Genomic DNA, 12,516 nt, shown 5'->3' with positions numbered 1-12,516 from the left:
TGAGTGCTCCTTATGCTTCAACCATGGGGATACGATCGACTGAACGTTCAGCGTCATTCAAAGGGCGAATCTGATCACGTACTTGAGTAAATTGAATATGTGGATCAGCTTGTCCCTCTGCACTGGCGTTGATATAGGTTTGGAAACGTTTACGGATTTCAGGGTCTTCAACCGCAGTACGCCATTCATCTTGGTAAGTCCCAATCACGTGGCGCATACGGCTTTCGAGTTCTTCGGCCAATCCTAAGGAATCATCCACAATCACTGATTTGAGATAATCCAGGCCACCTTCCATATTGTCACGCCATACGCTGGTACGTTGTAAACGATCGGCAGTCTGGATATAGAACATAAAGAAACGATCGATATAACGAATCAAGGTTTCGGCATCCAGATCAGATGCCAGTAGCTCGGCATGGCGTGGTTTCATGCCACCATTGCCGCAAACATACAGGTTCCAGCCTTTCTCTGTGGCAATCACCCCGACATCTTTACCTTGCGCTTCGGCACATTCACGGGTACAACCAGACACCGCCATTTTTAGTTTATGCGGTGAACGTAGGCCTTTATAGCGGTTCTCGAGTTCGATCGCCAAACCCACAGAATCATCCACCCCATAACGGCACCAAGTACTACCGACACATGATTTCACGGTGCGTAAGGATTTACCGTAAGCATGACCTGATTCAAACCCTGCTGCGTTGAGTTCTTCCCAAATAAACGGCAATTGATGGATTTGTGCACCAAATAAGTCGACCCGTTGTCCACCGGTAATTTTGGTATAGAGCTTATATTTCTTGGCAATTTGACCGACAGCGATTAAACCATCTGGTGTAACTTCACCGCCTGCCATACGTGGCACAACCGAGTAAGAACCATCTTTTTGAATATTGCCCAAGTAGTAATCGTTACTGTCTTGTAGACCTGCATGACTTGGTTCAAGTACGAAATCATTCCAGCACGATGCCAGAATATTGGCCGCCATCGGTTTACAAATATCACAGCCTAGACCATGACCATGTTGCTGAATGAGATCATCAAAGGTCTTGATTTCATTGATACGAACCAGGTGATAAATTTCTTGGCGTGAGTACGGGAAGTGTTCACAGACATGGTTATTGACGGCCACCCCTTGGCGTTGCAGTTCAGACTTCAATACTTGTGTGACTAAAGGTGCACAACCACCACAGGCTGTTGCTGCTTTGGTACATTTCTTCAAAGCACCCAGTGAGGTTGAGCCGTCACAAATCGCTTGGCAAATATCGGCTTTGGACACGTTATTACATGAACAAATGGTGGCACTATCAGGCAATAAATCGACACCACTACCGCCTGCTTTGGCACCTGAATCGGCAAAACCTGGCATGATCAAGCTTTCAGGCGTTTCCGGGAGTGCCAGCCCATTCAACATCATTTGTAGCAGGTCATTGTATTCTTTAGCATCACCGACCAAGACCGCACCAAGCAACTTGGTTTTATCTGCATCGACCACGATCTTTTTATAAACCAAGCTATCTTCATCAGCATAGAAATAGCTGAGTGAGTTTGGGGTCATGCCATGCGCATCACCCACGGATGCCACATCAACCCCCATCAATTTCAATTTGGTACTCATATCTGCACCGGCAAAACAATGGGTATCTTCAGCAAGGATATGTTTTGCAGCGATTCGCGCCATGTCATAGCCCGGTGCAACTAAGCCATAGATTTTGTTATCCCACAGCGCACATTCACCAATCGCATAGATATGTTGATCTGAGGTTTGGCAATAATCATTGATTTTAATCCCACCACGTTCACCTAACGCTAAACCACTGACACGCGCTAATTCATCACGTGGGCGAATCCCCGCTGAGAATAAAATGATGTCTGTTTCCAGCTCACTGCCATCCGCAAACTTCATGATGTGTGTTGTACTATCACCCGCTTCAATACATTGCGTGGCTTTTTGGGTATGAACTTTTACCCCAAGATTTTCAATTTTACGGCGTAATACTTTACCGCCAAGATCATCAATTTGTACTGCCATCAAACGCGGAGCAAACTCCACCACATGGGTTTCCAGATTTAGATCACGTAGCGCTTTAGCTGCTTCCAGACCTAATAAACCCCCACCAATCACCACACCTGTCTTCGCATTCAGACTTGCTGCACGAATCGCGTCCAAGTCTTCAATGGTACGATAGACAAAACAGTTTTCACGGTCATTGCCTGAAATTGGTGGAACAAAGGCATATGAACCTGTCGCCAAGACCAGTTTGTCATAATGAATCACCTCACCGAAATTGGTGGTCACCGTTTGCTCGGCAGGATTGATCTCAACCGCTTTGGTATTTAACCGGAGGTCAATCCCATGCGCATCGGCAAAGTCAAAACGCGCCAGCGATAAGTCTTTTGCTGTCTTACCAGAGAAGTATTCAGTCAAATGGACTCGGTCATAGGCAATACGTGGTTCTTCAGCAAGAATGGTAATTTCCAGTTCATCATCCGCTTTCTCCAGGATGGCTTCGATGAATTTATGTCCCACCATACCGTGACCAATCATCACTAATTTCATTGTGTTTCTCCCAAAATCTGTCCAATGATTAAGCTATGCTGCTGTGTTCTGAGCCACGTTCTAAAACGGCCTGTTCAAACAGGCGTTGTTCTTTTTCTTTATGTTCGACTGAAAAGCGGATCAGCATGACTGAACCTGCGGCAAAGACGACTAGGCCACCTAACACCATCAAGCAGGTTTGAATATCGACCATACCTTTTAACAAGAAGCCCGCTGCAACTGCACCCACATTGCCGCCTGCTCCAATGATGCCTGCCACACCACCTAAAGCATCACGATCAATGAAAGGAACTAAGGCGTAAGTTGCACCACAAGCCATATGGGTAAATAGTGCAAATACCGTCATACTGATCATGGCAAGCGCAACGCTATTCATTTGTGAAAACAGCATCAGGAATAAGCCTTCACCCAAAATCAGGATAAACAGCACTTTGGTACGACCATCCAGTCCTTTTTTCAGAGCAACCTTATCTGAAACCAGTCCACCTAAGGCACGGGCAAACAGCGCCAATAAACCAAAGATTCCCGCAGCCAGACCCGCTTCCTTTAAGCCAAAATTGAAGTGCTCGACGTAATACATTGCGATGATGTTGTGCATGAAAATTTCGATACCGAAACACGCGGCATAAGAGGCAAACAGGATCCAGACACGATAGTTGCGTGCAGCATGCATCAAGATCGCAACACCGCCTTTTTTATCATTTCCAACCACCACACCTTGTGCACGCAATGCTTTAAAGTCGCCTTGAGGGCTGTCTTGGGTCAGTTTCCAGTAAAGGATACCGACAATCACCATCATCACACCCGGGACGATCAGCGCAATTCTCCAACCCATCGCTTGTTCAACACCAAACATCACCAATGCAGCCAATAGCAAGGGCATCAAAGCTTGTGTAGCACCACCACCGGCATTGCCCCAACCCGCTGAAGTGGCATTGGCCGTTCCCACCACATTGGGCGCAAACATAATGCTGGTATGGTATTGCGTGATCACAAAGCTGGCACCGATGGCACCAATCAGCAGCCGGAAGAACAGGAAGGATTCGTAACTGTTGGCAGCAGCGACACCAAATACCGGAATACTGCCGATGAGCAATAAAGCAGTATAGGTTTTACGTGGGCCATATTTATCACACAGCGGCCCGACAATGAGGCGGACTACAATGGTGATGGCAACAGCAGCAATATTGATATTCGCAATCTGGTCTTTGCTTAAATGAAATTCACCAGCAATCACCGGCATTAACGGCGCGCAGGCAAACCAGGCAAAGAAGCAAACAAAGAAAGCCAGCCAGCTCATGTGGAATGCCCGCATTGCTGGTGCAGAAAAGTTAAATAACTTGATTGAAGTTGCTTTTTTAGCAGATAAATCTATAGACATTGCCATCTCCCATACTGAACGTAATTTGCTTTGCTGACACATCAGGTTGTGTCAACAAATCGATCAGATCGGACATCGTTGGCCGTCTTAAACATTTCTAAGTCATCTTTGACTCATGGAATATTTAGCAATTGCTATGCCAACTTTTGAAAATAGAACTTTATTAATAATATAAATATTTGTTTTATATAAATTAAAAATACAATCACTCTTCTAAAAATTGATTCTTTTTTGTCACTCCATTTATAAAAACAAGAAATGAACTGTTTTAACGCAGCATTGAAATTGCTTCAAAAAAACTCTTTTTTTGCACCAAGAATGCGCAAATTTATTTTGTATGTGCTGGTCAATGCTTTTTCATTTTTCTTTTCATTAATTGCAGTAGACTCCTATCTATGCAACATCTGGCGATTGATACATCTCCAAATTTAACCCGTTATTGACTGGCATTAAATTTGCTTCAAAACAATCGTCTCTACCCTATACCGCACATGACTTTAGATGTGCTTTGACTTAGCCTTTGACCTTTATACTTATGCCGAAACTCAAGATCGCTCTTATTGATGACGACCAGGCTCGGGCTGAATACCTAAAAGCATGCTTGATTGAACATGACTTTGATGTGGTGGCTTGTTTTACGCTGGATCACTTCAATCTATTTAAACTGGAACACCTGCAAGCAGATGTGATTCTGCTGGATATGGAGCATCCTCATCGCGATGTGATTGAAAGCTGTGTCAGCAACTTTGACCTTCCGACTGTTTTGTTCACCAAAAATGCAGATAAGGACACCATTAAGCAAACCATTGATGCAGATATTACTGCTTATATCGTTGATGGTATTGACCCCAGTCGTTTACATACCATTCTGGATATTTCAATTAAGCAATATAAGAAATATAAAAAGCTGGAGGGTGACCTCAAAGATGCCAAGACCAAGCTGGCTGACCGCAAAGATATTGAAAAAGCCAAAGTGTTGCTAATGCAATTGCATGGGCTGACTGAAGATACCGCCTTTCAACTGCTCAGAAAAAATGCCATGAGCCATCGTATGACCATCGGAGAAATGGCACGGCGCCTGCTCGATGCCCAGCAACTGTTAAATAATCAATTAAAGGATGAGTAAATGGTTCATTCTGTCACATTAGAAAAAACTGAATTACAACTGGGCTATATTCCTTTACTCGACTGTGTTGCCCTGCTGTGGGCCAAGCAGCGTGGTTTTTTTACTGAAAACGGCTTAGAGGTGAATCTGATAAAAGAAGCGTCCTGGGCCAGTTTACGCGATCGACTGGCCTTTGGCCTGCTCGATGCAGCGCATTGCTTATCGGCAATGCTTCCTGCGGCGGCCATAGGGGCTGACCAGATTGGCATTCCGCTGCAAACACCTTTGATACTGAGTGAAAATCGCGCTTTCATTAGCATCAGCCAGAAACTCTGCTATCAACTGAATATTGATTCTCACGATTCGGCCGAGTCCTCTGCGCAAAAAATCGTTGAATATATCCAGAATAATCACCCTTTATCCCTCGCCCATGTATTTCAGTATTCAATTCATCATTACTGCTTAAGAGAATGGTTGGCCTTGGCCAGTCCTGAATTGGCACAATCCATTCAGCTGAAAATCTTACCGCCACCGTATATGGTAGAAGCCATCAGCAATCATCTGATCGATGGATTTTGTGTGGGTGAACCCTGGAATACACAAGCTGAAATTCAGGGCCTGAGCCATATTGTCTGCTCCAGCCAACAGATCATCCCAAGTGTTGCAGATAAGGTGCTTGCCGTAACACAGGACTGGGCTAGACAGCATCCCAATACGTTAATTGCACTCAGTCGTGCCATTCTGAAAGCCCAACAGGAATTACGGGAACTGCAAGACTTTACGCAGGTATGGCAAATGCTGGTGGAGTTTGATGTGATTCAATTTCCATGTTCAGCGGAGATGCATGTCGAGAAATATTTCAGCATTCAGAAGATTATCCGGAATTTAGTGCAAAACAGCGCTGAACCTAAAGTAGAAGATTTTGAATGGCTGTTTCAGCAAATGCATAAATGGAATGATTTGGAGCCAAAACCAAGCACTTATCTTGAGCAGGCACAGCACTGTATCTTAGGCTCGATTTATCAGGCAGCCCAAGCAAGTTAAATCTAGGACAAAAAAAAGCTGTCTTGAAGTTCCAAGACAGCATTGAAAGACCCATAAGAGCTGACGCCAATCAAAAGTCAGCTCTTAAGTAATTGTTATGATATGGAACTCATGCATATCTTTTTCAGACATTTTTATGTCATTAACTGCCATCTAAAATCCGTGTTTTCATCATTTTTGCCAATGGTCGTCACAACCCTAATGTTCAATCCATAAGCAGTATGCCTACCAACAATCCAGCCTTTATCTCCAACTTGATCAGGCACAGCTGGTTATATGAAAAATCAATCTTTATCTGATCCATCAGCAGGAAAATGCACGACTAAACACTAAGATTAAATTATTTAAAAACATAAGCTTATACAAATAAAAGCCAAAGCTGTATTCAGCTTTTCAAAGCAACCCGACTACCCCTTAGTGCTTAAAATACGATATAAAAATCAACAGTCAGCCGCCAGATTGACTGCTGAGTTACACAAATCCCATGAACGAATTGGGGTATTTCAGTTTAAAATACAAAAAAACGAAAATACGCTGAAATTTGTCATATTTTAACATTGCCAATTCCTTGCAAAGTTTTCATTATATGCACCATGCTTGGTATGCAATATTCTTCATCGATTAAAACAAATTATAAAAAAATTGCAGAATTTTATGCCATAATAAGCAAACTTTGCAGACATCTTGCAAAAAACATTTGCAGTTTTAGAATTGGAGCAGGCTGAATGAGCTCAACCATTTTGGTGATTCACGGACCGAATTTGAACTTGCTAGGAAAGCGCGAACCAGAAGTTTATGGTTATCTCACTTTAGAGGATATTAACCAGCAACTCACTGCTCAGGCTAAACACGCATCACTCACACTAGATTCTTTTCAAAGCAATTGGGAAGGTGCGATTGTCGATCGCATTCATCAGGCACAAGCTGAAGGGGTGAAATTCATCATTATCAACCCTGCTGCCCTGACCCATACATCGGTTGCTTTACGCGATGCCCTGCTCGGCGTTGCAATCCCGTTTATTGAGGTTCATTTGTCAAATGTTCACGCGCGTGAAGCATTTCGTCATCACTCATATTTATCAGATAAGGCCATTGGCGTGATTTGTGGCTTAGGTGCGAAGGGTTATTCCTTTGCACTCGATTACGCTATCGAAAAAATTCAATCTTCTAACTAATTTTAAACACATTAGGAATGCTCACTCATGGATATCCGTAAAATCAAGAAGCTCATCGACTTGATGATTGAATCTGACTTACAGGCGATTGAAGTTAAGGAAGGTGACCAGTCCATCTCGTTAACTCGTCCTACACCTGTTTATACGGCAGCACCGGTTGCAGCAGCACCAGCAGGGTCTGCCCCAGCAGCGCCAGCAGCAAAAACACCACGTGGTGCTGTTGAAACTTCTCCAATGGTTGGTGTGTTCTATGCTGCACAAAGCCCGGGTGAAGCACCATTTGTGAATGTAGGTCAAACAGTTTCTGCGGGTGAAACACTTGGTATCATCGAAGCGATGAAAATCATGAACCCGATCGAAGCAACCAAGAGCGGTGTCATTGAAGAAATTTTAGTGAAAAACGGCGAAGTGATCCAATTCGGTCAACCACTTTTCCGCTACCGTGCTTAATTTGTCTGGGGATTCCGATGTTGCAAAAAGTATTAATTGCAAACCGTGGTGAAATCGCTTTACGAATTACTCGGGCTTGTAAAACTCTTGGCATTAAAACAGTAGGTATCTATTCAGATGCCGACAAAGACTTGATGCATTTACGCTTCGTTGACGAAGCAGTATGTATTGGGCCAGGTACCACAAGTGAAAGCTATTTAAATATTCCTGCAATTATTACTGCTGCAGAAATTACAGGTGCAGATGCCATCCATCCTGGTTATGGCTTCCTGTCTGAAAATGCTGAATTTGCTGAAATTGTAGAAAGCTCAGGTTTTATTTTCATTGGCCCTCGTCCTGAACATATCCGCCTCATGGGAAATAAGGTTTCTGCCATTATTGCCATGAAAAAGTCGGGTGTTCCAACCGTACCAGGTTGTGACCATGCGGTTACCATTCACAATGCACTTGCTGAAGCCAAAGAAATTGGCTTTCCATTGATCGTAAAAGCCGCTTCTGGTGGTGGTGGTCGTGGTATGCGTATTGTCGAACGTGTCGATACCCTGCTTGAATCGGTTCAGGCGGCACAGCGTGATGCTGAAATGTGGTTCGGTGATGATACCGTGTATATGGAGCGTTTCTTACAGAAACCTCGCCATGTTGAAGTACAGGTTCTCGGTGATGGTAACGGCCATGCGATTCATTTATATGATCGTGACTGCTCGTTACAACGTCGCCATCAAAAAGTGCTAGAAGAAGCACCTGCTCCAAACTTACCAGAACAAGCGCGTGCTGATATTCTGGAAGCATGTGTCAATGCCTGTAAATTGATGCAGTATCGTGGCGCGGGAACATTCGAGTTCTTGTTTGAAGACGGTGAATTCTTCTTTATCGAGATGAATACACGTGTTCAGGTCGAGCATCCTGTGACCGAAATGGTGACAGGCGTCGACATTATTGAACAGCAACTTCGTATTGCTGCGGGTTTAGGCTTAGCGCTTGAACAGGAACAAATCGAAGTCAAAGGCCATGCGATTGAATGTCGTATCAATGCCGAAGACCCGACTACATTCCTGCCTTCACCAGGCAAGATTGAAAGCTTCTATGCACCGGGTGGTGCCGGCATTCGCCTAGATTCACATATTTATCAAGGTTATAGCATTCCGCCTTACTATGATTCAATGATTGCAAAATTGATTGCACATGGTAAAGATCGTGAAACCTCTCTGGCCCGTATGCGCCAAGCCTTAGATGAAATGATTCTGACAGGAATTAAAACCAATATTCCTTTGCATAAAGATCTTATCCTGCAAGATAAGAACTTCTGTGAACAGGCAATGGATATTCACTACCTCGAAAAGCACTTGCTCAAACAGCTGGAACCGCAAGCTGAAAAAGCCTAAATAAAAAAGCCTCTTATTTAAGAGGCTTTTTTATATCTGTTTATTGATTAAGGCAATACGCGGCGTAAGGTTGCAAAGCATTTATCACCCTTCTCGCTGGCACAAAAATCAATGGTGTGATCGTTTGACCATTTCACGAAATATTGGGAAACCTCGCCTGTTTGATCCTGCGCTTGGCCAGAGCAATCTTTTTCATTATTGTCATACTTGATCTGCAAGATCAGTGCGGGTAAGCGCTCTTGATGATCTTCAGAAGGCTGATAATCATATAAACCGTACGACCATTCCTGTCCACTTTTAATCACTACATCGCTGGAACCACGAAAATTATAGTATTCCACGCATTTCTTATTATTTGGAATTTCCATTCCCCATAACCCCATAATTTCAGGGCGCGTGGTTACACGAATCGCATTCGCTTTAGCCACTTGCTGAGGCGTTGGTGCTGTCTTGTAATTTACGACCGTCTCGGCCATAGTCCATGTTGAGCAAGCCCATAATAATCCAATAATATAAATATTTTTCATAGATTTAATTAAGTCGTCATCTAAAACGGTGCATGCGCTTAAATTAGCATATTTTTTGATAAAAACACGCATTCATAACCATATAAACACAATATTTTTGGCATGTCATTTAATTGATTGTTCTGTTATTTTTTCAGGTATTCTATTTTACAACTTACATTTATTTTTACTTTATAACAATTTAGCTTTAGGGATAAAAGCCATGAAGTTTTCAGAATATGTGCAATACGATGGTCTTGGCCTGGCCCAATTAGTCAAAACAAAACAAGTCCAGGCTTCCGAATTGCTGGATATTGCTTTACAACGCACCCAACAGGTCAATCCCAAGCTCAATGCTGTGATTATTACCATGTATGAACAGGCAAAACAACGCGCAAGCCAACAACGTTCTGGCACATTTGCAGGTGTTCCGTTTCTGGTGAAGGATCTGTTTCAGGAATATCAAGGCATTCCGACCTCCTATGGTAGCCATGCCCTTAAAAATCGAAATTACATCCCTGATTTTAATGCTGAAATTGTCAATCGCTGGGAAAATACCGGTATTGTCACTTTTGGCCGGACCAATACGCCAGAGTTTGGCATTAAAGGCATTACCGAACCTGATGCATGGGGTGCATGCCATAACCCGTGGAATTTAAAGCATAATAGTGGCGGTTCTTCAGGCGGTTCAGCCTCTGCGGTAGCGGCAGGTCTTGTCCCGATTGCGGGTGCAGGTGATGGCGGTGGTTCCATCCGTATCCCCGCTTCTTATTGCGGTCTATTTGGCTTAAAGCCTAGTCGCGGACGTACGCCGTGGGGACCACAATTCAGTGAGGCCATGCACGGCGCAGCCATGCAGCATATTCTAAGCAAAACTGTACGTGATAGTGCTGCCATGCTTGATGCCGAGCAAGGCCCTGAACAAACCTCACTCTTTAGAATTGAAGCGCCAGCACAAAAATACAGTGACATCATTCAACAAGCACCTAAAAAGCTCAGAATCGCGTTTAATACCCGATCCCCGATTGGCACCAAAGTGTCTCCAGATGCGATTCAAGCAGTGCAGAAAACCGCAAAACTGCTGGAATCATTGGGACATATGGTGGTGGAAGATCAACCCAAAATTGATGGTTTGGCCTTGGCAAAAGACTTCGTGACCACATGGTTTAGCCAGTTTTCTTATATGCAGGCACAAATCAAAAAGCAATATGGGGCAACCGATCAGGACTTTGAACTGGATTCAATCGCATTGGCAGCTTTTGGAGCCAAAACTACGGCAACAGAATATATTCATACCCTTGATAATTGGGGCCTCTATAGCACCCAGATGAATATTTTCTTTGAACAATATGACCTGTATCTTACCCCTAGCACTGCTTCGGTGGCGCCAAAGAATGGTGAAGTTGCGACCCCAGCCTGGCAGAAACCTATTTTGAAAGGCTTGTTAAAACTGGGCAAAGCGCATTATCTCGCTCAAGGTAAACTGGTCGAAAAGATGGTACAGGACAACCTGAGCTGGGTCCCTTTTACCCAGTTAGCCAATGTCACTGGCTTACCTGCCATGTCCGTTCCCCTCTACTGGAATAAACAAGGCTTGCCGTTGGGTAGTCAGTTTATCGCGCCGTTTGGACGGGAAGATCGCTTGCTACAACTGGCAGCACAGCTTGAACAGGCACAACCGTGGATGCCTCAATATCAGCATATCCAGCTCTAGACTAGCTTTTGGCTGCTGTTTCAAGCTGATTCGGTAGCCATACTACCAATAATAGTCCCAATAACACCACAGCACTGGCACAGAAAAAGATGGTCATGCCTGAAAGCATCTGCCAGTAGTGCCCTGCCAGTAAACTGCCAGACGCGACACCTAAGCCCCACATGGTGCTATATAGCGCTTGTCCACGGCCTTGCTGCTCTGCCGAAAAATTCTGGAAAATGACTTTCATGGCGATCAGATGGAACAGGCCAAAACTAAAGGCATGTAAGCATTGCGTGAGTAATTGTCCAATATAATTGCTCTCTAATACCCCCACCAGCCACCAGCGCAGACTGGTGAGCAGCAGACAAATCACCACCAGTGTCCGCCAAGAAAAGCGGGTAAAAAAGACTTTTTGCGCGACCGCAAACATGACAATCTCGGCAATCACCCCCATCGCCCACAAACTACCGATTTGTGTGGTACTGAAACCGATTTCCTTGAGAAAATTGCTATAAAAACTATAAAACGGTGCCAGTGAAAATAATAAAATAAACTCAATGCTAAAGAATGCCACTACAACTGGTTTTTTCAAAACAGGCCATAATGGCTGTAATTTTTTTTGCGAGCTCGGCGCATGCTCTGGTTCCTTAATGCTAAATGACCAAAGAAAGGCCAGAAATGAAATCGCTAAAAGTAAAACTGGCAGCATGGCGATCGGAATAATCTCGAGTAAGGCACCAATCACAAATACCCCGACAATAAACCCGACTGAACCCCACTTCCTTACTTTGCCATACAGTTCAGCCCGTTTCTCGCCCAGCCAGAATAAGGTCACGCCTTCAAACTGCGCCAGAATGGCATTTTGAAAGAAACTAAAAATCAGCATCAATAAGGCAACCGATTGAAAGCTATTCGGAATCACAAATATAGCGAACCAGATACAGGCTTCCATCCAGGTGGCAATACGTACCAGTAGCATGCGTTTGCCAGACTTATCGGCAATCCAGCCCCAGATCAGCGGTGCAAAGAAACGGGTAATAATGGCGATGGAAGAAAGAATGCCAATCTCTTGATAGTTGAACCCCTGATCTTGCAGATACAGGTTCCAGTACGGCATGAAAGTCCCAACGATGGCATAGTAGAAAAAATAGAAGCCTGACAGCCGAGTATTGATTGTAAGTGATGGCATTGAACTAGGTACACTAAGCTAAAAATTCCAG

The 12,516-nt window shown here is 44.0% G+C and carries 10 protein-coding genes; 6 read left to right on the top strand and 4 right to left on the bottom strand.

Annotation, left to right across the window (positions count from 1 at the left end):
- Positions 1–10: 10 nt before the first annotated feature.
- Both nirB and ACINWC323_RS01955 read right to left on the bottom strand, forming a co-directional pair.
- On the bottom strand, positions 11–2,557 hold the full coding sequence (gene nirB, locus ACINWC323_RS01950) for a nitrite reductase large subunit NirB (protein WP_009515498.1): 2,547 nt from the start codon (positions 2,555–2,557) through the stop codon (positions 11–13).
- Between the two features lie 28 nt (positions 2,558–2,585).
- Positions 2,586–3,938 (bottom strand): MFS transporter, encoded by a 1,353-nt coding sequence (locus tag ACINWC323_RS01955; RefSeq protein ID WP_005230145.1) that lies wholly within the window; start codon positions 3,936–3,938, stop codon positions 2,586–2,588.
- A gap of 535 nt (positions 3,939–4,473) precedes the next feature.
- On the opposite strand from ACINWC323_RS01955, the gene ACINWC323_RS01960 reads away from it, so the two are divergent.
- From ACINWC323_RS01960 to accC, 5 genes are all read left to right on the top strand, one after another.
- Positions 4,474–5,064, top strand: coding sequence for an ANTAR domain-containing response regulator (locus ACINWC323_RS01960; protein ID WP_009515469.1), 591 nt, complete (start codon positions 4,474–4,476; stop codon positions 5,062–5,064).
- Complete coding sequence (locus ACINWC323_RS01965; RefSeq protein WP_009515625.1) at positions 5,065–6,087, top strand: ABC transporter substrate-binding protein; 1,023 nt, start codon at positions 5,065–5,067, stop codon at positions 6,085–6,087.
- Between the two features lie 725 nt (positions 6,088–6,812).
- Positions 6,813–7,262 carry a type II 3-dehydroquinate dehydratase gene (aroQ, locus tag ACINWC323_RS01970; RefSeq protein ID WP_009515629.1) on the top strand — a complete coding sequence of 150 codons (450 nt, stop codon included), beginning with the start codon at positions 6,813–6,815 and terminating at the stop codon, positions 7,260–7,262.
- A gap of 27 nt (positions 7,263–7,289) precedes the next feature.
- Positions 7,290–7,712 (top strand): acetyl-CoA carboxylase biotin carboxyl carrier protein, encoded by a 423-nt coding sequence (gene accB, locus ACINWC323_RS01975; RefSeq protein WP_009515461.1) that lies wholly within the window; start codon positions 7,290–7,292, stop codon positions 7,710–7,712.
- A gap of 17 nt (positions 7,713–7,729) precedes the next feature.
- A complete protein-coding gene (gene accC, locus ACINWC323_RS01980; RefSeq protein WP_005285498.1) occupies positions 7,730–9,094 on the top strand; it encodes an acetyl-CoA carboxylase biotin carboxylase subunit in 1,365 nt (454 codons plus the stop codon).
- A 47-nt stretch (positions 9,095–9,141) separates the two neighbouring features.
- Here accC and ACINWC323_RS01985 read toward each other — a convergent pair whose 3' ends face one another.
- Complete coding sequence (locus ACINWC323_RS01985; RefSeq protein WP_009515614.1) at positions 9,142–9,621, bottom strand: hypothetical protein; 480 nt, start codon at positions 9,619–9,621, stop codon at positions 9,142–9,144.
- A 202-nt stretch (positions 9,622–9,823) separates the two neighbouring features.
- On the opposite strand from ACINWC323_RS01985, the gene ACINWC323_RS01990 reads away from it, so the two are divergent.
- Positions 9,824–11,314 (top strand): amidase, encoded by a 1,491-nt coding sequence (locus ACINWC323_RS01990; RefSeq protein WP_009515640.1) that lies wholly within the window; start codon positions 9,824–9,826, stop codon positions 11,312–11,314.
- A gap of 1 nt (position 11,315) precedes the next feature.
- On the opposite strand, the gene ACINWC323_RS01995 is transcribed toward ACINWC323_RS01990, so the two are convergent.
- Positions 11,316–12,485: an MFS transporter gene (locus ACINWC323_RS01995; protein ID WP_162137927.1), complete on the bottom strand. Its 1,170-nt coding sequence runs from the start codon at positions 12,483–12,485 to the stop codon at positions 11,316–11,318.
- Positions 12,486–12,516: the final 31 nt, after the last annotated feature.

It is taken from the genome of Acinetobacter sp. WC-323 (genome assembly GCF_000314615.1).
Lineage (GTDB): Bacteria > Pseudomonadota > Gammaproteobacteria > Pseudomonadales > Moraxellaceae > Acinetobacter > Acinetobacter courvalinii.
This window is presented reverse-complemented; position numbering and strand designations above follow the sequence as displayed.

What these genes read in the sequence shown, in the direction of transcription:
- nirB (WP_009515498.1), bottom strand. Translation starts at nt 2,557, where the DNA reads ATGAAATTAGTGATGATTGGTCACGGTATGGTGGGACATAAATTCATC.
- ACINWC323_RS01955 (WP_005230145.1), bottom strand. Translation starts at nt 3,938, where the DNA reads ATGTCTATAGATTTATCTGCTAAAAAAGCAACTTCAATCAAGTTATTT.
- ACINWC323_RS01960 (WP_009515469.1), top strand. Translation starts at nt 4,474, where the DNA reads ATGCCGAAACTCAAGATCGCTCTTATTGATGACGACCAGGCTCGGGCT.
- ACINWC323_RS01965 (WP_009515625.1), top strand. Translation starts at nt 5,065, where the DNA reads ATGGTTCATTCTGTCACATTAGAAAAAACTGAATTACAACTGGGCTAT.
- aroQ (WP_009515629.1), top strand. Translation starts at nt 6,813, where the DNA reads ATGAGCTCAACCATTTTGGTGATTCACGGACCGAATTTGAACTTGCTA.
- accB (WP_009515461.1), top strand. Translation starts at nt 7,290, where the DNA reads ATGGATATCCGTAAAATCAAGAAGCTCATCGACTTGATGATTGAATCT.
- accC (WP_005285498.1), top strand. Translation starts at nt 7,730, where the DNA reads ATGTTGCAAAAAGTATTAATTGCAAACCGTGGTGAAATCGCTTTACGA.
- ACINWC323_RS01985 (WP_009515614.1), bottom strand. Translation starts at nt 9,621, where the DNA reads ATGAAAAATATTTATATTATTGGATTATTATGGGCTTGCTCAACATGG.
- ACINWC323_RS01990 (WP_009515640.1), top strand. Translation starts at nt 9,824, where the DNA reads ATGAAGTTTTCAGAATATGTGCAATACGATGGTCTTGGCCTGGCCCAA.
- ACINWC323_RS01995 (WP_162137927.1), bottom strand. Translation starts at nt 12,485, where the DNA reads ATGCCATCACTTACAATCAATACTCGGCTGTCAGGCTTCTATTTTTTC.